This window comes from Paenibacillus agilis (assembly GCF_007786455.1).
GTDB lineage: Bacteria > Bacillota > Bacilli > Paenibacillales > Paenibacillaceae > Paenibacillus_B > Paenibacillus_B agilis.
Map to the genome: position 1 here is coordinate 3,186,261 of NZ_VNJK01000001.1, position 25,648 is coordinate 3,211,908.

Annotated in this window: 18 protein-coding genes; 2 read left to right on the forward strand and 16 right to left on the reverse strand. The window is 42.7% G+C overall.

Annotated features, from left to right (window positions below; translation table 11 throughout):
- Positions 1-198: 198 nt before the first annotated feature.
- The 7 genes from FPZ44_RS14040 to FPZ44_RS14070 form a co-directional block, all read right to left on the reverse strand.
- Positions 199-525, reverse strand: a complete 327-nt coding sequence (locus FPZ44_RS14040) for an alpha-helical endospore appendage domain-containing protein (protein WP_144991172.1) — start codon at positions 523-525, stop codon at positions 199-201.
- Positions 526-757: 232 nt separating this feature from the next.
- Complete coding sequence (locus tag FPZ44_RS26890) at positions 758-1,726, reverse strand: alpha-helical endospore appendage domain-containing protein (protein WP_261378327.1); 969 nt, start codon at positions 1,724-1,726, stop codon at positions 758-760.
- Between the two features lie 390 nt (positions 1,727-2,116).
- On the reverse strand, positions 2,117-3,040 hold the full coding sequence (locus FPZ44_RS14050) for an MBL fold metallo-hydrolase (protein ID WP_144991174.1): 924 nt from the start codon (positions 3,038-3,040) through the stop codon (positions 2,117-2,119).
- Positions 3,012-3,725: a hypothetical protein gene (locus tag FPZ44_RS14055; protein WP_144991176.1), complete on the reverse strand. Its 714-nt coding sequence runs from the start codon at positions 3,723-3,725 to the stop codon at positions 3,012-3,014. Before FPZ44_RS14055 ends, FPZ44_RS14050 begins: the two co-directional genes overlap by 29 nt.
- Positions 3,726-3,751: 26 nt before the next feature.
- The gene (locus FPZ44_RS14060; RefSeq protein WP_144991178.1) at positions 3,752-4,126 is read right to left on the reverse strand and encodes an alpha-helical endospore appendage domain-containing protein; all 375 of its coding nucleotides are present in this window, start codon (positions 4,124-4,126) and stop codon (positions 3,752-3,754) included.
- 38 nt (positions 4,127-4,164) lie between these two features.
- On the reverse strand, positions 4,165-4,467 hold the full coding sequence (locus tag FPZ44_RS14065; RefSeq protein WP_144991180.1) for an alpha-helical endospore appendage domain-containing protein: 303 nt from the start codon (positions 4,465-4,467) through the stop codon (positions 4,165-4,167).
- 228 nt (positions 4,468-4,695) lie between these two features.
- On the reverse strand, positions 4,696-5,802 hold the full coding sequence (locus FPZ44_RS14070; RefSeq protein WP_186786049.1) for a YheC/YheD family endospore coat-associated protein: 1,107 nt from the start codon (positions 5,800-5,802) through the stop codon (positions 4,696-4,698).
- A gap of 329 nt (positions 5,803-6,131) precedes the next feature.
- Between FPZ44_RS14070 and FPZ44_RS14075 the strand changes: the two genes are divergently transcribed.
- Positions 6,132-8,285 (forward strand): alpha-helical endospore appendage domain-containing protein, encoded by a 2,154-nt coding sequence (locus tag FPZ44_RS14075; protein WP_144991184.1) that lies wholly within the window; start codon positions 6,132-6,134, stop codon positions 8,283-8,285.
- 255 nt (positions 8,286-8,540) lie between these two features.
- On the opposite strand, the gene FPZ44_RS14080 is transcribed toward FPZ44_RS14075, so the two are convergent.
- The 5 genes from FPZ44_RS14080 to FPZ44_RS14105 all read right to left on the reverse strand — a co-directional run bounded on the left by FPZ44_RS14080 (position 8,541) and on the right by FPZ44_RS14105 (position 14,225).
- The gene (locus FPZ44_RS14080) at positions 8,541-9,824 is read right to left on the reverse strand and encodes a BslA/BslB family hydrophobin (protein ID WP_144991186.1); all 1,284 of its coding nucleotides are present in this window, start codon (positions 9,822-9,824) and stop codon (positions 8,541-8,543) included.
- 272 nt (positions 9,825-10,096) lie between these two features.
- Complete coding sequence (locus tag FPZ44_RS14085) at positions 10,097-10,885, reverse strand: exodeoxyribonuclease III (protein WP_144991188.1); 789 nt, start codon at positions 10,883-10,885, stop codon at positions 10,097-10,099.
- A gap of 378 nt (positions 10,886-11,263) precedes the next feature.
- Positions 11,264-12,085: a hypothetical protein gene (locus FPZ44_RS14095; RefSeq protein WP_144991190.1), complete on the reverse strand. Its 822-nt coding sequence runs from the start codon at positions 12,083-12,085 to the stop codon at positions 11,264-11,266.
- The gene (locus tag FPZ44_RS14100) at positions 12,060-12,317 is read right to left on the reverse strand and encodes a hypothetical protein (protein WP_144991192.1); all 258 of its coding nucleotides are present in this window, start codon (positions 12,315-12,317) and stop codon (positions 12,060-12,062) included. Before FPZ44_RS14100 ends, FPZ44_RS14095 begins: the two co-directional genes overlap by 26 nt.
- Before the next feature lie 354 nt (positions 12,318-12,671).
- Positions 12,672-14,225 carry a hypothetical protein gene (locus FPZ44_RS14105; RefSeq protein WP_144991194.1) on the reverse strand — a complete coding sequence of 518 codons (1,554 nt, stop codon included), beginning with the start codon at positions 14,223-14,225 and terminating at the stop codon, positions 12,672-12,674.
- Between the two features lie 542 nt (positions 14,226-14,767).
- Between FPZ44_RS14105 and FPZ44_RS14110 the strand changes: the two genes are divergently transcribed.
- Positions 14,768-15,856, forward strand: coding sequence for a collagen-like triple helix repeat-containing protein (locus tag FPZ44_RS14110; RefSeq protein ID WP_144991196.1), 1,089 nt, complete (start codon positions 14,768-14,770; stop codon positions 15,854-15,856).
- 210 nt (positions 15,857-16,066) lie between these two features.
- Here FPZ44_RS14110 and FPZ44_RS14115 read toward each other — a convergent pair whose 3' ends face one another.
- From FPZ44_RS14115 to FPZ44_RS14125, 4 genes are all read right to left on the reverse strand, one after another.
- Entirely contained in the window at positions 16,067-16,585 is a 519-nt protein-coding gene (locus FPZ44_RS14115) for a hypothetical protein (RefSeq protein WP_144991198.1), read from the reverse strand.
- A gap of 166 nt (positions 16,586-16,751) precedes the next feature.
- On the reverse strand, positions 16,752-16,895 hold the full coding sequence (locus FPZ44_RS26480) for a hypothetical protein (RefSeq protein ID WP_186786050.1): 144 nt from the start codon (positions 16,893-16,895) through the stop codon (positions 16,752-16,754).
- A 139-nt stretch (positions 16,896-17,034) separates the two neighbouring features.
- Positions 17,035-17,352 carry a hypothetical protein gene (locus FPZ44_RS14120; protein WP_144991200.1) on the reverse strand — a complete coding sequence of 106 codons (318 nt, stop codon included), beginning with the start codon at positions 17,350-17,352 and terminating at the stop codon, positions 17,035-17,037.
- An 11-nt stretch (positions 17,353-17,363) separates the two neighbouring features.
- Entirely contained in the window at positions 17,364-25,646 is an 8,283-nt protein-coding gene (locus FPZ44_RS14125; protein WP_186786051.1) for a polymorphic toxin-type HINT domain-containing protein, read from the reverse strand.
- Positions 25,647-25,648: the final 2 nt, after the last annotated feature.

The following is a 25,648-nucleotide window of genomic DNA, read 5'->3' on the forward strand; positions in this document are numbered from 1 at the left end:
CGCAGCGGCTTTCCGTGAAGGTAATCTAAGATTGTCAATACATTCACTAAACATGAGCAATAATCGAGTAAGATGAGACGAACTTCTGCAATACTATGCATACATGAATCTGTTGATGTGTGGACATATCCAACGTTAGTAAACAAACATAAAAGAATGTACACCAGCTAGAATGATGCTAAGCTAGTCAATAATCACTTATGGAGATGGCGGTGGTGAAATTGGCAAGCCATTTACGATGTTATCCAACTTAATTTGAAGCAGTATTTCTTTCTTAATTACTTCTTGCAATGTCCTTTCAACACTCCGATCGATAGCAAGTAAGTTAGAAAGGGTAGCAGCTGGAGATAATCCTGATGTTCCTGGCAAAGTGCCAAGCACATATTGGATTTTTTCTGCCTCGGCATTAATAATATGCGCCAAAGCTAGCTCTTCAAGTGCAATGGAAGCTAGCAACAGGTTAACCGAATCACCAATTGTTATGGAAATCGTCGGTGTAATATTAGGGATATTAGCTTGTGACATTCTCAAATCACCTCTGTAATGGAATGTAAAGGCTTTTCACTCTTACGGACATGGAGTGGCTAATCATTAATTTATTTACCGCTGGAGACTAACCACATCTTAAATTCATTGCTGTATGCCTGACCGCACAGTCTCATCTCAACTCGCTCTTTCTATGTCTATGCGCACTAATCTATAAAACTGAACCATCACTAAGTAATATTTTTTCATTCTCAAAACGTTCTACTTGTTATTAGGCGAGCCTAACGATCGTTAACGATGGACCTGGCACACCGTCTGAGGCAGTGGTCGTATCTGAAGCACGGTCATTATACATTTGCAGAATATTTAACCCTACACCTGTCGTTAAAATGTAACTGCCTGAGAGCTGCTCCTCGACTCCAACAGCTCCACCATTGCCGACGTGACTGCCCACTAGTGGAATACCGTCTAATCGAAGTGCGTAGCCAATTCCTTCAGAAGGCATCTGGAATCCTTCCAAATAACTGATAATCAAATACGTTTGATTCGGAGAGAGTTGAATATTAGGAGAGCCTGCGACATGAGAAATATCTGTTCCGTTTATAGCCAGATTGACTTCAAATACATAGGGATCACCAGGCGATACTGTCTGCTGAATAAAGCTTACTACTTTCGCATTGCTTGACGTTACCGATAGACCGAAACCGGTGGCACCCGTTACTCCTGTGGCTCCCGTAGCTCCTGTAGCACCCGTCGAACCAGTCCCACTAGCTCCCGTTGGGCCCGTCGCTCCTGTGGCACCTGTACCACTTGGCCCTGCTGGACCCGTCGCTCCTGTGGCACCTGTACCGCCTGGTCCCGCCGGACCTGTTGCTCCTGTGGCTCCTGTACCACCTGGTCCCGCCGGACCTGTTGCTCCTGTTGGACCTACTCCTCCTGTACTGCCTGGAATAACGGATACAACAGTATCCAATTTGTTCGACAGCAAAATTTCTTTTTTTATCGCTTCTTGCAGAAGGCTCTTTACACTGTCATCAATAAGCAATAAGTCACTAAGAGTTGCTGGCACAGAAAGACCTGGAATGGTCCCAACCGCATATTGTATTTTTTCTGCTTCCGCATTAATGATATGGGCTAATCCCAGTTCCTCCAACGCAATCGAGGACAACAACAAGTTGATGGCATCATCACGTGTTAACGTTATAGAAGGTGTAATGTTTGGAATATTAGCTTGTGACATGTCGATCTCTCCTCTAGGATGCATTTTTTGTTAGTAAAGCAGATGTGACAGCCTCCCTCCCTATAGAACTTTGCCGAGCTATGCTATCCATCGCTAATCGTATGTCGATTTAAGTAGTACAACCATTTTTCAGGAAGCAGTCATCTAAGTAGAAAAGTACTTTCAGGGTGCAGTTAGAATATATGAGTCCTTGTGAAGCAATTTGCCTGTACGTAAAAAAACTTTTAATTACGTCGAATCTACAAACAAGGGGTACAAAATACGAGCTTATTTTACCGAGTTAACAAATGAACAAATAGAAATAAAAAAAATAACGTCTCCACATACGAGTAAGGCTTATACCTTACAGGTTCTAATGTGAAAACGTTATTAATAAACAAAGCCCCCATACTATAACAACGCTGCCGACGTACGCGCATAGTATTGCAAAATACCATCATTTACGGTGGCACGTACTTTTGAACTGTCGCTTAGTTCCGTCAAATAAGACCTGACGATGGAATTCGCTAAAGCAAAGTGAGCTGATTTGTTTTGGAGTTGATACTCATTCATGACTTTTTGAACGATACTTTCCAGTGTCATAGGTTGTTCACGAATAAGACCTAATATAAATTGTGAAGTCTCATCAATAAGCTGCTGATGCTGTTGGACGAGGGATGCAATATCTTTACATTTCCCCCCATGTGACACGATATAAGCATATCGCTTGCTTTGAGCGATCTTTCTCAAGCTAGCTCTGGCGCCTTTCACATCCGTATAATACAACAATTTTTGCTTCATCAAAGTCTTATCACCGAATACTGCATCCCCGCAGTAAAAAACTTGATCGGGAGTTATAATACCAATCATTCCAGGAAAGTGACCTGGCAGCGTAACGATAGAGAAGGATGCTTGTTCAATGACCAGCTGACGATCACGATAAGGAATGATGTCTGTAATCATATCAACAGATTCGTTGTGCTCATATTCCTTTGTTACACAGGGAATATGCCCAGACAGCCAATTTTCCAAAGCCCGCTTCTCCATAAACTGCGCAGTCCATGATGTAGCATACACTTTTATATGTTTATACTTTTGTTTGAAATAACTTACCCCGCCTAGCTGCGCCTGATGACCATGAGTAAGGATAATCACTGCTAGTTGGCAGCCATTTTGCTTTAAAGCTTGATCAATCCGCTTCGCGACATCTTTGTTCGCGCCACTGTCAATGAGCACAGCAGATTGATTGGATTTATTGATATACACCCCTACCGTTAAATCCTCTTCAAATAAATAGCTGTTACCGTTAATTAGCTCTAAATTGTTCTCTTTCATGTATTGATTCCCCTTTATTCAAGGTTCCTGTGTCCGCATATTCGCCTTGTTCATATAAAATACTTCCTACATTAGCAGTGAGGAACGTAGTTAATTTGGGTAGAGACGGTGTTTGATTCTTTTTCGTATTGATCTGGCTTCTTTGTACAAATGGATTTTCTTTTTTCTTCACCTTCATCGTTGGAGATTGTGGTTTCACTACCTCGGGTTCTTCATCTGTATTGCCGAGAACAACCTCTTCTTCCCTAATTACAGGAGACACCACTTCTCGTTTAACAATCGACTTGGATGATAGCGGACATTCACTTGCTGTATGACGATCCACAATCTTGTCCAAACTTGTTAAAATAAAATCCATATGTACGTCACGTTCGAATGGATGATATAGGATTTCCTCTTTAACAATTTGAATGTTCGCTACGATTTCTGCTATGATTTTTTCATTTACACCAATTAACTCATTTGATTGTCTATCTCTATAACGTATTGTTAGGATTCGTCTATCCCGAAAATGATGCAGATCCATTATCGACTGGACTAAGGTATACACTTTGGCTTCTATAGCAAAGGCTTCTCTTTCATTCACAGATAAACGTCTATACAAACTTCCACGCACTAAGCGCAAAATTGCACGTTCCATACGGTAGTATGGAGTATCCTGATTTCCAATGTTAGAGCGCACCATATACAACGCCTCATTTATTCATTGATTTAATAGTCAAATACATCTTCATTATAGGATTCACGCTTGCTGAATCTCTTGAACTCCCTATCGTCCAAGCGATCTACATCATCATATTCTCGCATACCCGTAACCGTATCCATTTTTTTCAGCAGCAGCCATTCCGCCATAAGCAGCGTATCAAGAAATTGGACAACGGTTTGATTGAATTGGATAATTTCCGAAGTAGTTGGGCTTGTGGGAAAATCAAGATTTTTCCCAACAAAGGCTGCTGCCTTGTCCGTTTCGATGTTAATAAGATTAGACAACGCCTCTTCTTCTAACGCTATCGCCCTTATTAGCTGTGCCGCAGCTTCTTCTTTGGTAATAGGATCTTCATATATCCGATCATTCTTCTTTCTCACAATGAACCTCCTTCCTTAACCACGTCCTTTTTAACACATTATTCTTCAAAAAATTCTTCCCGCTCGTCCAATGCAATAACGTCCTCCAGTTTAAATTGGAGCAGCATTTGATTTTTAATTACGCTCCTCATCATACGTTCGACACTGTGATTTATTTTTAACGCGTCATCCAAACTGACACATGAATCTTTAAGCAACGCTTGTATCTTCTCACCTTCTGCATTGATGATATGTGACAAACCAATTTCTTCAAGGGCGATTGATGTTAACAGCAGGTTGATTACCTCGTGACGTCTTAAGACGATTTCTGGTTTTATATCTGGAATAGTTGGCATTGACATTACCCATTCATCTCCCTTTTCATTAAGCTGACCCAATTTTTACAAACCTCTGTTAAGGAGGCTTGTTATGCTTATCCTATTTCTATGAAGTTTATGCCTTGTTTATGATTACAAGTGACTAGGATTTACTGTAGATATTTTATCCCCCTAACACATGACAACAGCGTATACCAGAGGGATAGGCATACGCTGCTTGTATGAGTCTATGAAGAAGAATTCTTCTTGATGCTAGTTATGATTATGATTTGTCATGATCCACTTCGCATATTTAATCGGCTTTGTAATCGCTCTATAGTAAACTGCTTCATCCCCTACGTTTTGAAACACTTCACGTGAAGGTTTAGGGTTCACTTCCAGAAGCCAGTATCGTCCGTTTTTATCTATGGCCCAGTCTAGGGCCAATTCGCATAAAGATCCGTACTTCTCTTCTACATACTTAGCAATTTGTATACCAGACCGTTCTAACTGATACTCTATTTCGTGAATAGGCTGTCGGTTCTCGATCCATCGTTCAAGCAACGTTCTCATGGGAACAGCCTGCCCACCGCCATGCAGATTGGAGGTTACACTTTGACGTGCACCTACCCTGCCAACCATGCCTGTTAATGACCAGAGTCCAACTTCATTTTTTTGGACTAACATTCTTACATCATGCACACGTCCGTTGGGAAGCTTTACATCGATACCTTGCTGGACAATGAAGCGCTCCTGTTTCACCCATGTATACATATATCTACCTAAGCGTTCGAATTTTACATATTGGGGTTTAATGATGCGGCGAGATCGATCACGACCTTCAACAAACAAATACGCCGGATGTTTTTGATGATGCTCTATACGAAGAATTCCGCGACCACCCGTCCCATTGACTGGTTTCACATAGACCATCCTGGATCTGTTCATCATATGTTTAATATCCCGTGCTCTATTGAATAAAATGGTGGTTGGTAGAAAGGAGCGGAATTCAGGTTTTTCATGCAGCACGTTGTAAATGATCCATTTATTACGAAGCGGGGAATTTAGATAGGTCAAATGTCTGTACTTCGTACGAAATTTTCGGACTATACCGTATTTGTTCTTATTAAAACTACGGCAGCGATCAAAAATAAATCGAGGAATATCGATCCATTTCCTAGTCCATTTTTGAGAGGAAGGCAAATAAATGAGTGCGTTTGCTTTATCTGTACGATAATTAACGTCCGCAGGATTGATTAAACAGACATTCAAGCCTAGCTGCTGACCTGCTATCGTCATTTTTTCATAAATATGATGTTCCTCCATTTTTCGTTTCCCCTTCTGCAAAAACACAAGCACACCCAACCATGACTGTAACATGCCTCTCCCTCTTTTCAATACTGCCTGTGCATAGGCTATAAACCATGAGTATGTGTGAGGAAGCATTTCTGTGATTATAGGAATGATGAATGATACATGATGGCTACCCTCTATCTTTTATTTTAGCTATCAATTTGGGAATATTACCTAATTTTCTTTTCCACCCAAGCACTAGCTATATCCTTGAATATCCTATGATAGCAATCAAATGACTATAGACGCATCGGTACATCAAGCAAGTAATTTTAGCAGAATTGTCCCGTATTTATTGAACTTCGGTTTATAAAGCGTCTAGTAGAATCCTCATCACAAGGGAAAGGAGTGTTCCTATGTCGCAATCAAACATCCCCAACATTACCCCCATTATTAATGTCACAAGGGATGATGCAATTAACCTTTTGCTCTCTTCCATTGCTCTAGAAGAACTAGGACTCAGCCATATTTTAAATGCAGAAGGTGAAAAGCTGCAGTACGTGCTAGGGACTCTACCTGGCGTTACACCACCTGGTGCAACCATCAGTGATATCCTTCAAATGAATGCCAGCGTACGCGACACAATTAACGCCCTTACGAAAAAAGAGTACATTTTAAGCAATAAACTCGATTCGATCTTGTCTACCCCTATCTCGGTAGGACCAACAGGTTCGACGGGGGCGACAGGAGCTACCGGTCCAACTGGTGTGCTTCCAGCAGAATTGTTTTCTGTCAGCGGCCCTTCTGGGACTGCTCCTATGGCTGTTGGAGATGTTCTTTCCTTTAATTCAAGTACATTAGAAATTGAAGTTACTCCTGGTTCCGCGGATGTGAGAATTGATTTATTAAGCACGCCGACTGGGCCTACTGGGATCACGGGTGCGACTGGGCCGACGGGTGGTACTGGACCGGTTGGTGACACCGGCGCGACGGGCGTGACTGGGTCGACTGGAGCTACGGGCGGCACGGGGGTTACTGGATCGACAGGATCTACTGGTGTAACGGGATCGACGGGCAGCACGGGAGTTACCGGTTCAACTGGACCGATTGGCGACACTGGCGCGACTGGATCAACAGGCGCTACCGGCGTTACGGGGGCGACGGGACCTTCGGGTGGCGGGACAGGTATAACTGGGGCGACGGGCGTTACAGGCCCGACAGGTGTTACCGGTGCTACTGGCGCAACGGGCGTGATTGGCACTACTGGTGTTACCGGTGCTACTGGTGCAACGGGCGTAGCTGGTACCACTGGTGTTACCGGTGCCACTGGCGCAACGGGTGTGACTGGTTCTACTGGTTCTACTGGTTCTACTGGTTCTACTGGTGATACAGGCGCTACCGGCGCAACGGGCGTGACTGGCACTACTGGTGTTACCGGTGCTACCGGCGCAACGGGCGTGACTGGTACCACTGGTGTTACCGGTGCTACTGGTGCAACGGGCGTGACTGGTACCACTGGTGTTACAGGTGCTACTGGCGCAACGGGCGTGACTGGTTCTACAGGCGACACCGGTGCTACTGGCGCCACCGGCGTGACTGGCACTACTGGTGTTACAGGTGCTACTGGCGCAACGGGCGTGACTGGTTCTACTGGTGATACAGGCGCTACTGGCGCAACAGGCGTGACTGGTTCTACTGGTGATACAGGCGCTACTGGCTCTACGGGCGTGACTGGTTCTACTGGTGATACAGGCGCTACTGGCGCAACGGGCGTTACTGGCACCACAGGTGTCACCGGCGCTACTGGTGCAACGGGCGACACTGGATCCACGGGTGCTACTGGTGCAACAGGTGCTACCGGTGTCACTGGATCCACGGGTACTACTGGCGTTACAGGCGCTACTGGTGTCACCGGATCTACGGGTACTACTGGCGCAACAGGCGCTACTGGTGTCACCGGATCTACGGGTACTACTGGCGCAACAGGCGCTACTGGTGTCACTGGATCTACGGGCGCTACTGGCGCAACAGGTGCTACTGGTGTCACCGGATCCACGGGTGCTACTGGTGTTACTGGACCTGAATTTGGTACCAATGGATTCTCAGCTCTAATAAGTGCATTATCATTGTCAGCCAGTGCTACATTAACTAACTGGTCCACAGCAGCCCCTTACTACGGCAGCCCTAACTTTAATGCTACAACTGGAGTATTCACAGCACCTGTTACAGGAAGATATGCTATGAAAGCTACAATTAACTATCAAACAACGGCAACAGTATCCATTTCACTCGGTGCAGGTGTATCGCCCGCATTTACGATACAGCGAACATCGCCTACTTCAACTCCTCTACTCAATGGCTTGTTCCCTATCCTAGACGTTAACGTAGCTTTAGTTCTTACACTTAGAGCCATACTTGGAAGTGGAGAGGTTGTATTAGCTGGTGACGTACAACTTAATGCCGGCGATACAGTTGACTTACAGTATGTTGCGAATGGATTAACGATTGGACTCAATTTGGGGGGTAGCAGTAACCAAGGTATCGTTTGGTCCTGCTTCCAAATTGCATAGGCTCCTAAGGTTCACCATTTTACAGTATCGCTTAGTTGTTTGATCCAGAAAATTATAATGATCAATGCTTGTATACATGAAATAGCAATTATATAGACGGGGGCGCAAGCCCCCTATTTTCTTGTCGTACTGTAGGTAACTCTACTAGTCTCTGCTTTTAAAGCACCAAAAGCCATCTACACCACATCTACAAGCTTAATGTGATATAACACGGCTTACATTCAATCGTATTTCATTTTAACGTAACCATATAATCTATTTTACAACTACATCAAAAGGTCCCGCACCTACCGAAATCGTATGAAGTACGGTATTCGTTACGATATCAAATACCGTGACTGTGCCATCATAATAATTCGTTACTGCACCTTTCGTACCATCCGAAGAAAACGCAATTCCATTCGGTCCGTTTCCAACTGGAAAAGTTGTCGTAACGGTATTTGTCGTAATATTGAGCACGAGCACCTCACTCGTATTTAAACTTGAAATATAAGCAAAGCTGCCTGAAGCGGTAATCGCAATCCCTTGTGGAGATGATCCAATGCCCACTATCGTTTGTACCACTGTATTCGTAGGCGTACTAATAACAGTTATCGTGCTGTCTCCTGAATTAAGAACATACACTCGTTGTCCATTTGGTGTAATCGCTAATGCAATTGGTGAAAAGCCTACTTGAATCGTTTGGATAACCGTATTTGTAACCGTACTAATGACATGCACCTTATTTTCAACCGAATTCGTTACATATAACAAAGTTCCACTAGGAGTTATCGCTGCTCCATTAATGCTATTCGCTACTGCAATGGTAGCCGTTACCGTATTTGTTGCCGTATCAATGACCGAAACACTTCCGCTATCTCGGTTCACTGCATATATGAAGGCTCCGTTAGGTGAAACAGCCAACCGAATCGGAGATATCCCGACGGGTATCGATTGAACTACCGTATTGTTTGTTGTATCAATGACCGAGACGAGATTTGTAATTAAATTCGTAACATAAACGAAGCTGCCATTTAGAGTATCAATTAAACCAGCAGGAAATGTAATTCCTGTAATCGTCTGCACACTGGTTCCACTCATTAATCGAACAACAGATACCGTACTGTCTAGATTGTTCGTTACATATGCAAGTGAGTCCACTTCTACGGCAAAGTCCGTCTCCGCAACCCCTTGTGATCCTAAAAATAACAGCGTATTCTCTGCTCTAAATCGATATGTTCCTGCAGCAGGAAGGGGTTTCGCTTTGAGCAGTAGATCAAATTGTGCTAATCCCAACAAATCAAGTGTCAATCCAAGTGTTACCCTACCCCCATTATTAGAGATTTGGCTGCTTAGTAATGTTGTGCCATTCAACGTATCCGTAGTAGTTGCCGTAAAGCCTGCTGGTAGTGTAAATACAACAGCTCCAAGCGCCAAAATTGCATCTGGACGATAGGAAATGAGAATATCCGTAACCGCTCCTTCTCGATCACTAGTTATAGCAGTAACCGTTATCTGGGCTGCAAACGGGCCGATTTCATCTTGATGTGCTTCTATCATATGCTATCACCTCCTAAAATAACGTAAGTGGACCGAGCGCGTTCGGTCCACTACTCTATTCTATGTTTTCCACTTTCAATGTTGATAGAATAAACATCTGTTTATAGGAAATCACTCAGTTCGCTCAAAAAATAACGAGAGTGGTGTCAATCGCTTCAACATCTGGCTATATAAAAAAAGACCGGCTCTCTTATACTGAGAAACCGATCTTCTGCCTCTTTACGTATATCATAATTTTTTAACGCCTGATTACACCCTACATATTCAAAAACCTATGCTTGTTTTTCAGATACAGACAATAGCTTTTCATCATCAATAATTAAATGAACAGGGCAATGATCACTGCCCAGTATTTCAAAATCAATACGTGCGTCTAATAATGAATCATGCAATCTTGTAGAAACAAGGAAGTAATCAATACGCCAGCCAATGTTCCGCTCTCTCACCTTCGGCATATAAGACCACCACGAATAAGCATCTGTCTGCTCTGGATAGAAATAGCGGAATGTATCCGTAAATCCAGCCTGCTGAAGAGTCGTCATCTTCTCCCGCTCTTCCGTAGTAAATCCTGAATTGCCGTGATTCGACTTTGCATTCTTTAAGTCAATTTCTTGGTGCGCTACATTCAGATCACCACATACAATGACAGGCTTAATCGCATCCAGCTGCTGCAAATAGCTGCGGAAGCGATCCTCCCATACCAATCGCTCTTCTAAACGGGACAAATCCCGTTTCGCGTTCGGCGTATATACATTCACCAAATAAAAGGTTTCGAACTCAAGGGTAAGAATCCGACCTTCCGGCTCTTCATTTTCCTCGATCCCATAGCGTACCGATAATGGCTTATGCTTCGTAAATACCGCAGTACCGGAGTACCCTTTCTTCAACGCATAATTCCAATACTGCGAATATTGGTCGCCAAGGTCCAGATCAATCTGTCCCTCCTGCAACTTCGTTTCCTGCAGACAAAAAATATCTGCATCCATTTCCTGAAAATAATCCATAAACCCTTTATTTACACAAGCCCGCAAGCCGTTTACATTCCATGATATAAGCTTCATTGTCGACTCTATCTCCTTGCTATCCGTTAGTTCTACATCGAATGGGTATAGTGCTTTGCAGTATAAGTAATCCATCCTATTTTACTTTTTACTACGCAGCTTATAGTGTACCATATTTAGCCCCATACATCGGAATAGCTAATGATTTCACATCAAAATTGTTTTTTCATTTTTAGTAATGAGGCTCTTGGCAGCTAGATGTTAAATTGAGGATTTACCGATAACAATTAAGGACGCACTATATCATCAACGACCATAGATTCTTCTTAGTTCATTAATATCGTTTTCTGTAGGATCTGTGATTCTAGTCAACCATGAATTGTTCATAATAGAGTAGCCAGAGCTATGCGACTATTCAATGTTGTTCTTGTCATTTAGTTAAGAGGAGAACAAAATTTGTTGCACATCTCCCAAAGAGGAGAATTCAATATATACATTCCCGTCCTTATTTCGATAAATCCATTTCTCAACGAAATCCTCTTCATCTACCCTTTTCTCGGTAGGCTTGCCCAAATTAGTTCCGTACAACACTTCTTCCTTGGACATACTCTTTCTTGGTTCAGGTAAATGCTTTCTTACCTCAGGAGGATATACCTCTTCTATGTACTGGTAATAAAGTTTATTCCAATCGCTTCTTGGGATATATAACTCTTTCAAGGCAAGTACTTCATCCTTCAACATACCTTCATATTGCGGATCAATTCGGTACAAAAAATACTTGGCTGCAGCACTATCTAAACTAGCTATACTTTTTTTCGCTTTAAAATAGTTATACAAAGGATCTTTATAATAGTCATTTACCACTTTCTCGAGCCACTCAAAGGTAGAACTATAATCTCCTTCTAGTGCAGGAGTAATCATCTCTACTAATTGTACTTGCTCTTTTAATGCCTCAATTTTTCTTCTAATCTCACCATACGTTTTTATCGAACGATCATTCTTATCTGCAGATATTGGCATCCCAGATTTTTCGAATTCTTCGTAGACAGTAATCGCTTCCTCATATTTACCTTCTGATTCTAGTTTATTAGCCATATCCCTTTGCTGCTTCTCAAAAGCAATTGCTGCTGATTTTGCTTTATCTTCAAGTAAGTTTTTATAAACATAACTATACTTTTGATAAGCAAGTTCATAATCTTGATTATTAAACGCTTCGTCTCCAAGTTTATTTTCTTCAAATACAGTTCCCCAAATCTTCATAATCCTTAATATGAATAGAAAATTTGTCATGGTACATCTCTTCTGCTTCAGCCACTTTGCCATCCTTAATTAAGGTAATAATGGTTTCCGTGTTTTTATCAATAACCGGAGACATGATGAGAAAATAAGCAAAAAGAGTGATTATGAACAAAACGCAAAGAGCAGCTATCATTTTAAGGAATAAGCTAGCCGCAAGTAAACCCAGATGAATTTTATCAAGTAATTTCAACAATGTTTTCTAACCCCTTAATAATGAAAATATGTTCATTTATTTGTATTATAAACGAACCTCTAGTACTTTTTAACTACATTTTCATTATTACTGACCGCAAGAGGCTAGTATGAACAGAAATAACACGAAGATATTCATCGCATTAGTTAATGATCCTATTAAAACCTTAACATATTCGAATAGCACAAATAACCATCTGCCTGCTCTGGATTTAAATAATGGAATGTAACCATATACCCAGACTCTTAAGAGATAGTCAGTTTCTTAATATGACGCATTTTGTTCGAAAGCAATCCCATTTTAGCTATGGGCATAATTTCGTTCACCAAATAAACGAAATGATTTCGAGCATATCTAGCTGTCGTTCATAACAGCAACAAGTTGCCCATCATTTCCACTACGATAACTACTGGTCCGATTCTGAGCATATCCATCTGATGGCCCATTTCTTTCATTTGGAATCCTATCTATATTTCCTAAAGAACCGTCTTCTGTTCGAACGGTCTGACTAGTAACCTCACCATTTAGATCACTATCCACTGCGGTGTAGACGTCTTTTGCCTTTGCAAAAGGACGAGCAAATAGATATGCATTCTTTTGCCCATCTAGAATGGGAATGGGTTGCTGATTATTAGTTGTAACCATAACGATCTTCGTCATCTTATTCGATGCTTTTTCCGTTTCTCCAATAGCCAAACCCTCGTTATAGCTAATAGACTGCTCACGCTTATTCACTATTAGTGGAGGATATACGACTGTTTCATATAGAACCCCAGCCTTCGGGCCGATAATTTCTACATCTTCCTCACTACTATTGCTGATTATAATTTTACTCCCGGAATCGATTGATTTACTGCTGGATAGTACCCCTTTGTCAAAATCAATAACCTTCCCCTCATTATCGTACTCAGCAAATTCATACGTTCCTTTAAAGTTGAGAGGATGTGATTGGGCAGACGTATTTACAATCTGCATACTTTCCCCTTTTTTCAAGGTCTTCGTTTCCAAAGCAAAATCCTCTCTCTCATATAGAGCAAATACCTCATAAGGACCATACACATGCAAAGGTTCTTCGCCTTTATTCGTCACGACATATTTAATTCTGCCAATCTGCCGAGAGGAATCCGAAGAGTTTCCATAACGATCTATCTCGTTGTTCAAATAAGAAACGTAATCGTACTGCATCGTTCCTTTAGCCGCATCAAAGTAAATGTAATAGATGTTATCGCTTACATTATTGATTTCCAACGTTTTATTCGTCTCTATGTATCGATGAAATACGGCAGGATGCTGTCTTGTTTCTATTTTAAAATAGGAATGCGGCGCATAAACTTCAATCGCCTCTTTTTCCCGATTGGTTATCGCTATCTTTCTAGCGATTTCAAGGAGCACTCGCCCACCTTTATGATCAGCCTCATAGGATTGCAGCATATTATATTCATCGTAATTCGCTTGATCATTTTTTCCATTTACATAAAAGTATTCATCTGTGATCCCGATATTTGTTATTTCCGCGCTCTCACCCGGTTGCAGCCATCTGCTTACAAGTGCAGGAGATTCCGACCGAACAATAGCCGCTCTGTCTTGATCAACCGCTATCGTAACGATATCGTTTGACGTATTTGTGATAAATAGCCGCTCATCACCTGTGACAGTATGAGAAGAAGACTCCGTCCCTTTCCCGTATCCATTGGCCCCTTTCGATTGGGTTGTTTTCGCATAATCAAAAGCAGCTCCTTTCAAAGTAGCTGTTATTGTCTTGCCATCTTGTGAGCTGACCCGTGCGGATTCACCTTGAGCTAAATGGTATGTATATTCAGCTGCATAGGCTGTTTGCGATATACCGATTAGAATCACAAAAAGCATACTAACGCTAAGCACAAGCCAGCGTTGTAAACTAGATTTCATAACAGTTGCCCCCATTAAAATATCTCTATAAGAAAAATTGTATTCGGATTAGGTTATTTTCTTCGTGCGCTTTGCATGGTTCTATTACAAATAGCGCTCACGCGTACAAACAATATAACGATTATACTAAAATAAGAATAATGCTGAATATTAACCATTTAGATCAATTGCATAGTACTTTATTACTTGTTTTTAAAAAGTTTTCTTAATCAAATGTAAATATTTATGGATTGGAGTGTATATAAACCACTTTCACCATTACTAAAGACCTATTTTCATAAAAAATGCTTCTAAAATCATTAGAATTCACCAAGCCAGTCTTCACTACCATCTACGTTTAAGGGGCGCATTTCAAAAATACTTTCACAATCATTAATGATGCTATCCATCTGTTTCAACCTTCCCATATCTATCTCGTAAACTATCATCTATTTTATGCGTGCTTCAGAGATTATCAGCACATGATGGGTTCCATATTAACTAGAAGCTAATATGCTGACTCTATAATGGCAGAATAGTTTAGTTGTACGGGAGGTTAGCTAATGTCACAATCAAACATTCCAAATATAACGCCTATCATCTCCGTGACACGTGATGATGCCATCACGCTGCTCTTGTCATCGATTGCTTTAGAGGAACTTGGGTTAAGTCATATTTTGAATGCTGAAGGGGAAAAGCTTCAGTACGTGCTTGGTACATTACCAGGAGTGACATCACCACCAGCTACAATTAGTGACGTGCTCACGATGAATGAGAGTGTACGAAATACGATACGTGAGTTAACGAAGAAGGAATATTTATTGGACAGCAAGCTAAACAGTATTTTGAATACGCCGATCTCAATTGGTCCAACGGGGCCTCCTGGACCAACAGGGCCAACTGGTGGTCCTCCCGGGCCGACGGGAGCGACTGGAATAACTGGCGTTCCGGGGGCAACAGGTGCCATAGGAGCAACCGGGGCTGCTGGAACGGCAGGATCGACTGGGGCTACGGGAGACCCAGGACCAACTGGTCCTACTGGACCTGCAGGGCTCACCGGGGCTACGGGAGCTACAGGAGACCCAGGGCCGACTGGTCCTACTGGACCTTCTGGGGCTACCGGCGCCGCTGGAGCAGTCGGAGCTACGGGAGCAACTGGCGCTGACGGTGCAACTGGAGCGACAGGAGCGACTGGCGTTGGAGTGTCGGGTCCTACAGGACCAACTGGGCCACTAGTAACGGCGAACAATGCCACTGTATTTAGTTCAGTTAACGTAGCCGTGGCAGGTAATGCAAGCGTGCCATTTTCCACCAACGGAACGATTAACGGAACGGCAATATCACACGTTGCGGGCTCGACGGATATACTTCTAGACCCGAACCAGACTTACTACGCGACTTGGAATGCAAATGCAAACACGTTGGCGGCTGGTCAGCTTCGAGCTTTCGCCTTATTCCTGAACGGCGTGCAAATACCGGGATCGATTCAATCCGTTGCGAATACCGGAGCCAATAGCGCTATCCAACCTACCATTACTGGTGGTGCTGTATTCAACACAGGTGCTGCGCCGAACATTTTGACGCTACAAAATGTCTTCGCAACGGCAACCACGATAGCCGCACCAAGTGTTACGGTTATCAAACTCTTCTAGTTCTACGAAATTTCCAACAAGTACTCGCCAAACTTAGTCGTATTTTAAAGAAATGAGCTGCATAAAAAAAGACCTTGAGAGGCATATTCTGAAGTCCCCCCAAGGTCTTCCTTTTATAGACTTTTTCTTTTTTCAAAATCATATAATACTTGGGGTTTGGTTATCCCGTCAAAAGATCAAGACTACATAGTATACATATTACGGAGTCCGTTACCCGTCTTCCATTTTTATTTCTTTCCACCCTCCCCCACTTTTCTTTTCATATGTTATATAACCATTATTCAAATATTTATCTGTAATTATCTCAGTTATATCTGACTTATTACACCCCTTTTTTACATCAATCTGATCATGTAGAAATAAAATAAATAGGGAAGTTGAATCATCGGCATTCGATAAATATACACCTAAAAGTTCATTGTATTTAGCACTAACAAACAAACATAAATGCTCTACTTTGAATAGTATATTATCTTTGCGTTCAATTAATCCATCGTAACTAGCAAGTAAATTGAAATCATCCAAATCAAAAATTCTATTCGGTGAAAGTAACGGATTCATGCCTCTAATAAATATACCTATTACATCACCATTATTCTGTTCAAGGAAAATAACATGATCTAATCTTTCATTATCTTCCTCGTCGTGCAAATAAATAATATTCGAAATTTCTTTATCTCGAAAAAAATAATCAAACTTTTTTGTAATCGATAAAATATAATTATTCATGGTCATCCTCACTTCACTATTCAATCAAATCTAATTCTGATTGTAACTTATTTGATAAACGACCACCTTTTTGGTTTAAGAACCTCTGCGACTGATAAAACGAACCTCTTACGATATCTCGGTTCACGAAGCGCTTCAGTTCTGGATGATAGTAACGAGCTCTCATTTAGTACAATCTATTGGAGTCCATCATAACACCATAGCGGCCATTGTAGCCGAACGGCTGCTTCGTAGCCCCTTCATGTCCTAGTGCATCGCCATAGTAACCATACGTGTACGTATCTATGACTTCTCTAGTTGGATTAGTCAATGCCTTCGTGCTTCCGCGACGGTCATAGTGATAAGTTGCATATGCACCTGATGCGTGTTCGCAACCAATTAATTGGACATTGGATAGAGCATCGAAAAGACCTTGAGGTTTTACTCCTCAAGGTCTTGGTAAGTTATAACTATACTAATTCAAACATTTTCTTGTCTATAGGTTTGAGATGATGAAAATATCCATCTTCATAAAGTTGAGCAATAATTTTCATTACGTTATCTGTGGTTACTTCTGTGACCAACACTAAATTTGGTTCAGCCGAATAGTATCCGTATGCTTCTACCTCGCTATCAAAATCCTGTTTCAATCTAACTATATCATACACTCTTAAGTTGTAGTATTCTTCTTTAACCTTTACAAATACATCATTTCTATATCCTTTATTTACTGCTTCATGTTCAGCTAATTCTGTATTATCAGTAAATGTTACTGTAAAATCTCCCATGTTGATCCCCCTTATTTTAATAATGAAACATTAATTTGATTTAGTAGAATTTGAAATTCATCTATAGACATATTGTACGCTGGAACGATCTCGAAATGTTCAGCCCTGCTCCCCCTTTGAATTATTTTTAATCCATCAGGTAGTGAATCAATTCGGTAAGCCCCACCAAACTTAGAAACAGTATCAGGTTTAACATCTAACGAAACACCATGTGTTGTTTTTACCATTCCAGTTTTAGGGTCAATCTTGATTTCATTTGGTTTTACTTTAAAGCTTTTTCCACCACGATAAACATCTACATCAGAACCATTATAGTTTACTTTACAATTCGTATTATGCACCCAAATACCCAAATCCGTTACATAATACGTGTGATAGTCCGCAACAGTAAAGTTATAAACCGTAACTGGCTTATTAAGTTTAACAAAATCTACCTTATCAATCGTTAGATTGCTTCCGTCTGCCTTTTGGAGTTTATCGCCTACGTTAAGCTCATCCGCAAATATCCATCCCTTACCTTCAACCCAGAACGGATGGTTGTCCGTTGTCTCGATAATCTGGTCACCGACATGTAATTTAATTATATCATCACGTTGGTTGCGGTACAGGTTTGTTACTTCTTTGTAAGCTAACTCTCCATTAGGGTCATTTTGATCTTTAGCAAGAACCATATCTCCGACCTGAATGTCTTCAATAGGTTTCTCCCCTTCATCCGTCTGCACTTTCGTGCCTGCGGTGAAGCAGTTACATGCTACGTCATCAACCTTCTTACTGCCCCAGCCAAAGAAGTTCTTAATCTTGCTTCCTGCCCAGAAGACACCTTCCGTTACATACTTACCTGCATGCTTCATACCAGGGATCGGAATAAAGCTCGCTGTCGCGCCTACTCCTTCTGCCCAACGTTCTGCGGTCGATAATTGTTCGCCCGTAATATGATTGTAGCCGCTAAAGGCTTGCTGGAATCCTTTAGCCGTACCGATTCCCGGCATCGTATCTACCAGGAAATCTCCGCCTTGAATCCACGGAGAGTCTCCGTCTCTACTAAGTCCAAATGGATCGATATAAGAGATCGGGTTGCCATTTACGTAGGCGAAACGGTTCAACGTCTGGGACTGATCGATCGAGCCTCTCACGATATCTCGGTTCACGAAGCGCTTCAGATCTGGATGATAGTAACGAGCTCTCATTTGATACAAGCCATTAGAGTCCGTCATAACACCGTCTCGGCCATTGTAGCGGAAAGGCTGCTCTGTAACGCCTTCATGTCCTAGTGCTTCGCCATAGTAACCGTACGTGTACGTATCTGTGACTTCTCCAACTGGATTAGTCAATGCCTTCGTGCTTCCGCGACGGTCATAGTGATACGTTGCATATGCACCTGACGCATCTTCACGTCCAATTAATCCAAGTCCGTACACATAGTACACTTGTGCTTGGTCTTGTTCATTTGTCTCCATAAGCACTTGCGACAGCATCGCTTCTGGATTGACGACGTACTTCGTCGTTACTCCATTAACCGTAACCGAAGTACGGATATTATCGCTGTTGTAGCCATATTTTACACCGCCAGCTTCGACCAACCTGTTGCGAGCATCATACGTATACGGCTGCATGCTGCCGTCGATCGGTCCGTTTATGAGATTTCCATCTGCATCGTACGATACGGCTTGTCCATTAAACGTTGCCATACGGTTATCTGTCGTGTAAGTCATTTCAGCATCCGGTACTGTTTGCGTTATTGGGGAAAGTCCCGGCCCATTGATATCCATAACGGGTTGTCCAGACTTGCCAGCACCGATAGCGCTCGTAGCGCCAGTACCGTACACATTGGCTGTAACAGAAGTGCCAGCCAGCTCTTGCTCCGTCAATACGTTGCCTACAGCATCATACGTGTAGGTGTAACCATGCAAGAGTGTCCCATCTGCACGTGTATCTGTAAGCTTGATTAAGCGACCTGCTGGATTGTATTCACGTTTTTCGAGTGTAGCATTAGGACGCTCGGTCGTAACAAGACGACCATTCGCATCATAGCTGTACGTCGTGACGCGATTTGCCCAGTCCGTTACTGTTTTCATTCGTCCTGCACGATCATACGTGTACTTCACTGCTTTGCCGTCAGGATAAATGAGTGTCGTTAAACGTCCAGCAGCATCGTACACATACTGCATTCGCTGACCATCTTGGTCTACGTATTGTGTCGCGCGATTGAGTTCATCGAAAGTACGTGTGATAACATCACCGTTTTCTTTCTGCTCCACTACATTTCCATTTGCATCACGCGTGTACGCCACTTCTCCAGCCGGGTCTGTGAAAGAAGCCAAATATCCTACTGGATCGTATTTGTACGTCGTCACTTGTGAACGCGCATTCGTTGACGTGTCCAGCTGTCCTAATCGGTTGTAAGCATAAGCTTCATTACCGCCAGAAGCGTTAGACTGACCTGTCAATCGACCGATTCGATCATACGTATAACCAGCAGCATTGCCATTGGGATCCGTTAATCCTTGTAATCGGCCAAGCGCGTCAAAATGCTGAGTCGTTTGTCCTTGCAGCGGATCGGTTACTGCATTCAGACGGTTCATCCCGTCGTAAGTGTAAGCCGTTTGGCGCTGCAGTGGATCAATAGATTGCGTAAGGCGATTGTTCTCGTCGAACATATACGTCCATGTTTCGTTCAATGCGTTGGACTGAGATTTCATATTGCCGGCCGCATCGTACGTTACACGATATACTTTGACACCAGCTGCATCTTCAACTGCTGTAAGGCGATTCAAGGCATCGTATTCATACTTGAAGGTTTCACCTTCCGCATTCGCAGCAGCAATGACATTGCCAATGGCATCATGCTGATATGCTGTATAGTTGCCAAGCGGATTCGTGATCCGGTTCAATCGACCTTCACCATCGTATCCAAACGTACTCGTTTCGTTCTTAGCATTCGTAACTTGTGTAAGCTTGCCATTGCCATCATAGATGAAGGATGTTTTATTATTTCGACCATCTGTCGTACTGGCCAAAAATCCTTGATTACCATACGTATAACGTACAACATTTCCTAATGCATCAGTCTCAGTGGACAACTGATCGTCTGCAAAATAAACTACCTTCGTCGTATTGCCTGCTTCATCCCGTTCGCTAACAAGACGACCTGCTTCATCGTAACCAAGATGGAGGGTTTCCCCTTCGCCATTCTGTACCGTACTTACACGATTACCCGTATATTTGTACAGCGATTGAGCGCCTTGTGCATCGGTTACCGACTGAAGCAATCCATTTGCATCATAAGCATACGTTGTTTTTCCTTGATCAGGGTCCGTAACGGTAATAAGACGGTTTTGCTGATCGTACGTATTCACAATCGTTTTCTTATCTGGTCCAGTTGCGGTTAGCAAATTGTTTGCTTGGTCGTACGTCATCGTCATCGCTTGATTCATATGATCGACAGCACTGATTACGTTCCCGCGCTCATCATACGAGTAAAGAGCTGTTTGCTTCAGCGCATTCGTCATACTTGTACGATTACCCGCTTCATCATACGTATAGGAAGTCGTTCGACCCAACGCATCTTCAACGGCAAGCAGTTGATAGTTGCGATTATGCGTGCGTTTAATTACATCTCCGTTACGGTCTGTGATGGTCGTGATTAGCTTCCCATCTGCTTCTTGATAAGCAAACAACGTCGGTTTGCTGCCAGCAAGCGCATCCTGCTGTTTCACGACACGGCCTTCGCTATCGTATTCGTTCACGAATAGCTTCGTACCTTCACTTTCCGCTGAAACGATGCGGTCCTGCGCATCATAGGCATAGTTCGTCACTCTACCCATTGCATCTGTAATCTTAGTCAAACGGCCTGCAGCATCATAACCAAATGTTACTTCGCGATTGGCGTGATCTTTTACAGAAGACACATCACCATTCCCATTGTAGCTAAATGTTAACGCTGCTCCCGTAAGCGGATCGATTACAGCTTGCAAACCGTTCGCATCATATTGGAACTGTAGGCCTTGGCCTGTTTTGTCTTTCATTTCAGTAAGACGACCGACTGAATCAAAGTGGTAGTTGGTTCCTTTATTCCGAGACCACACATAGCCACCATCAGCTTGTTTTTCGACTTTATCCAACTTAACAGCTTTATCTTCCGACCTATAGCTTCCATCTGCCTGCTGCTTAAAGCTATTGCTATGGAATGCATTGCGATAAACCTTTATGGCTTCTCCTGTTTCACTTACCTCTAGTCGAAGCTCATAGTTATGACCCCACGCTTTCCCTAACGCTGCATCCCCTTTTAGCAAAGAATGATATTGTGCTTGGAAAGGAATCGGCACCGCACCATGCGCAGTTAGCAGCGTCCGGTTAATAATTTGCGCACCCGTCGACGTATCAATTGGGTCGGCATGGAAGGACTGCGGATCATAGTCAGACGCTTCTAGCTTCGCAATTTCATCCGCCGCAGCAGCACCTGAGATCGGAGCTGGTGGTGCATCCTTTTCTGCAAATTGGAACCATTCATACGGTGCGTACGCGCTGATCGAGCTCGTGTCTGCACTTCGAATCGATACTGTCTGACCAGCAGGAATCGTCATCGGACTATAGCCGACTTGTTCCGGCTGCTGAAGAATACGGTATTTGAAGTCACCAACAACCGTTATTGCACTCTGTACATTGCTCATATTCGTAGCTTCCAGCACTTTGCCGCTTCCCAATTGCGCATGAATAAGAGCAGGTTTATCCGTTGGAACTACTTTCAGTTCGTTCTTATTGCCTGTCACCACTGTTCCGTTAACTTTCGTACTCGTTAACACAACTCGCTGACCTGGCAGTACTTTAATGGATTCTTGCAAATCATCTTTGCTGTAATGAACAGCCTTGCCTTGTTCATCGTAGACAGCTATGTCATATTTCCCTCGTACGGTCAGCTCCTGCGGAGCGCTCGTTGCATTCGTTGCTACGATGCTGTCTCCGGATAAAAGCTTAAGGAAAAATTGATTTTGATCCCCAGCCCAACGGATCGCATCTGTTGGCAACTCGACGGTAATTGGAATCACTTGTGCATTCGTAATTGCTTTTCGTTCTGTAGAATCAAATGATTTTGCTGTACCGCCGCCCGCTTTACCTGCGGACTTCAAAGTTCCAGCAGCATCATAAATTTGATACTCATATTGCGCGTCAGCTCTAGGAGCAAACGGACCAGCTGAGATGTTATAGAACGAGATCGTATCCATCGGCTGCATCGTTTTGATCGTTACAGCCCGTTCCTTACGATTCACAATCTCAAACGCATCAAATGCTCCTGATACGGTGACAGATTGTCCACTCGTCGGAGATACAACCATTTTATATAGATTGTACATCGACTTGGTGCTGCCACTCTGGTTGGAATAGTAAGTAGAAACTTCACCTTCCGCATTGTACTGCGCAAAGTCATACGTACCTACGAAATCTACGTACATCATTTTATTCATCTTATTACGCAGCATGATCGTATCATCTGCTTGAAGATGACGCTTAAACGTTACCGGATTTTCTCGTACTTGAACACGGAACGGATCGTATGCCCCATACACGATAATCGGCTGCACATCACTATTTTGTACCGCTGCTTTTTCGCCATGGACGAGCTTCTCAGTCGTTATCGTACTGCGATTATTTTGATAGTACGTAAGCTTGCCTTGCGAATCATACTTCGCCATATCATGGATGCCTGTCATCTTCACTTCAGCAGACGGTGTACTCGTCAAGGTTGCTTCCATGCTTGCTCCAGGCTTCAACTCATGCTCAAATATAGCTGGTAAAGCACGCTCTTTGACTTGGAACACATCATAAGGTCCTTCGATGACCGTATTCGTCGCTAACGAATTCGTTAGTGCAAGTCGATTACCGCTGCTCACAAGCTTGGACTTGCTCTTATATCCACGTTCAACGTCAGATACATGTCCTTTTACGTCATACAAGGCAAAGTTATAGCTTCCTTCGCTATAAATGGAATAAGCCTTTTTCGATGTATTCGTCAAGTCTAGACTCGCAGCTGCTGGCAGCTTGTGCTTGAACGTAACCGGATGCTTACGATCCTTCATCGTAAAGACTTCATAAGCACCATAAACTTCGATCGGTTCTGAATGTCGACTCATGACAGCAATACGCTGTCCAGCCTCCACGCTACGATAGCTGATACTGCGATCTCGCGCATATGTACCTGGTGTCCCATCTACTTCATAGTCCATCATGTCATAATTGCCTGTGAGATTGATGTTCTCAGATCGAGTCGTTTGGTTCGTAAATTCAACACTTTGATCTGCCGCCAACTTGCGTAGGGCAAGTGCCGGTGTTTCACTAGTTTGAGCGCTTACTGCTTCATAAGGCGCAAACCATTGCAGCATGGCCGTACCTGCTCCTGTAATGGTTATTCGTTCTCCACCATACAGCAGCAAAGATTTCGATGACCGCAGTCGATCAAAGGATCGCAATGCTCCATCTTGTTTATAACTTGCTTGATCATAGGTCCCTTCGATATCAAGATTGAAGTTCCCAGGCGTGGTGCTCGTAATGCGAGAGCTTGACCCAACAGGCAAGTAGCCTTTATAGAGAGCTGGATTAGTTTGTTCCGAAAGGATAAATGCATCTTCAGCTCCGGAAATAATCAGATTCGCAGCTCCACTATTCGTGAGGACGATATGCTCCGTTATTGCCACACTATAGGTGTCGCCTGTTAATGGACGACCGAATTTCTCTACACTATTTTGTCCACTATAGATCGCATAATGATGCTGGTTACTGGCTGTTACCGTAAAGCTTTTCGTCGCTTTATTCAATGCTTTCAACGTTTCACCAACAGCAAGTTGCTTACTAAAGCTGACGGGCTTGTCACGCTTCGTAAAGACAAAAGCATCGTAAGCTGTGTACATCTCCGCTGTCGCAGATCCCACATTCGTTAATGCAAACCTCTCCATCGAATCGACAGGAAGCTGAGCAATGCTTCGATTTTGATAATAAGTTTGAATCATACCTAACGTATCATAGGTCGCATAGTCAAATAGACCGTTCAACTTAATCGCCGCTTTTCCCGTCGTTCCATTAGCCCCTGCAATACTTTGATTTGGGGCTATTTGTTTGACCATTAGGGCAGGATTAGGGCTTGATGTATATGAAAATCCCTGTTTTGGCGCAATTATTTCTAAATCCGCTGCACTATTATTCGTGATCACCATTTTGTTATTGGAGCCGATAGATTTACTGGTAGAAAAAGCTCCTTTTTCAAAATCAACGACTTTACCAAGGATATCGTACTCAGCGAAATCATACGTTCCACGGAGCGTAAGCGTACGGGATTCAGCAGACTTATTGGAAATCTGCATACTTTCCCCTTTTTTCAATATCCTCGATTCCATAGCATAGTCATCTCTATCATAGAGATAAAAACCATCATATGGACCGTATACTTCTAAAAGCTCACTGCCTTTATTCGTGATTACAAATTTCTCATTTGCTCCCATCCTCCGATTTGTATTCGAGGAGCTTCCATAACCATTTATCTCACCTTTGTAATAAGAAACATAATCATATTGTCTTGTTCCCTTAGGCACTCTCAAGTAAATATAGAAATCAGAATCATTACTAATACTACTATTTAGTTCCAACGTCTGATTAGTAGCAATATATCGATGAAACACAGCTGGGTGCTGCCTTGTTTCAATTTTAAAGCTGGCATACGGAGCATAGATTTCAATGGCTTCTTTATCACGGTTCGTTATCGCTATTTTCCGATCGCGATAATTAATCATTTGCCCGCCCGTATGATCGGCATCATAAGATAACAAAGATTGATCTACATCGTAGTCCGCATGATCATTTTTGCCTGTGACATTAAAATATTCATCTGTTATTCCTACGTTTTTTATTTCAGCACTATCACCTGGCTGCAGCCACTTTGTTACAAGCGCAGGAGTTGATGAATAATTGATGCTCGCTTTATTTTCATCAACCGTTACGGTAACGGTATCACTGGATGTATTCGTAATGGTTAGCCGTTCGTCACCAGTCACCATCCGAGAAGTGGATCTCTTGCTTCTACCGTATCCAATTACCCCTTTTGTTTCGCTCGTTTCTGCATAATCGTATGTAGGTCCTTTCATTTTGGCCGTTATCGATTTACCGTCTTTTGAGCTGACTTGAGCAGATTCTCCTGGTGAAAGGTTGTGTGTATAATCAGCCGCGTAAGCTGCCTGCGGCATTCCATACAATAAAATCAGTAACATGCCGACACTAAGCACGAGCCAGCGAGTTAAGCTAGTTTTCATAG

Bases quoted from the DNA above. Each gene is read 5' to 3' on its own strand.
- FPZ44_RS14040 (WP_144991172.1), bottom strand. From the start codon at position 525: ATGTCACAAGCTAATATCCCTAATATTACACCGACGATTTCCATAACA.
- FPZ44_RS26890 (WP_261378327.1), bottom strand. From the start codon at position 1,726: ATGTCACAAGCTAATATTCCAAACATTACACCTTCTATAACGTTAACA.
- FPZ44_RS14050 (WP_144991174.1), bottom strand. From the start codon at position 3,040: ATGAAAGAGAACAATTTAGAGCTAATTAACGGTAACAGCTATTTATTT.
- FPZ44_RS14055 (WP_144991176.1), bottom strand. From the start codon at position 3,725: ATGGTGCGCTCTAACATTGGAAATCAGGATACTCCATACTACCGTATG.
- FPZ44_RS14065 (WP_144991180.1), bottom strand. From the start codon at position 4,467: ATGTCAATGCCAACTATTCCAGATATAAAACCAGAAATCGTCTTAAGA.
- FPZ44_RS14070 (WP_186786049.1), bottom strand. From the start codon at position 5,802: ATGTTACAGTCATGGTTGGGTGTGCTTGTGTTTTTGCAGAAGGGGAAA.
- FPZ44_RS14075 (WP_144991184.1), top strand. From the start codon at position 6,132: ATGTCGCAATCAAACATCCCCAACATTACCCCCATTATTAATGTCACA.
- FPZ44_RS14080 (WP_144991186.1), bottom strand. From the start codon at position 9,824: ATGATAGAAGCACATCAAGATGAAATCGGCCCGTTTGCAGCCCAGATA.
- FPZ44_RS14085 (WP_144991188.1), bottom strand. From the start codon at position 10,885: ATGAAGCTTATATCATGGAATGTAAACGGCTTGCGGGCTTGTGTAAAT.
- FPZ44_RS14095 (WP_144991190.1), bottom strand. From the start codon at position 12,085: ATGAAGATTTGGGGAACTGTATTTGAAGAAAATAAACTTGGAGACGAA.
- FPZ44_RS14105 (WP_144991194.1), bottom strand. From the start codon at position 14,225: ATGAAATCTAGTTTACAACGCTGGCTTGTGCTTAGCGTTAGTATGCTT.
- FPZ44_RS14110 (WP_144991196.1), top strand. From the start codon at position 14,768: ATGTCACAATCAAACATTCCAAATATAACGCCTATCATCTCCGTGACA.
- FPZ44_RS14115 (WP_144991198.1), bottom strand. From the start codon at position 16,585: ATGAATAATTATATTTTATCGATTACAAAAAAGTTTGATTATTTTTTT.
- FPZ44_RS14120 (WP_144991200.1), bottom strand. From the start codon at position 17,352: ATGGGAGATTTTACAGTAACATTTACTGATAATACAGAATTAGCTGAA.
- FPZ44_RS14125 (WP_186786051.1), bottom strand. From the start codon at position 25,646: ATGAAAACTAGCTTAACTCGCTGGCTCGTGCTTAGTGTCGGCATGTTA.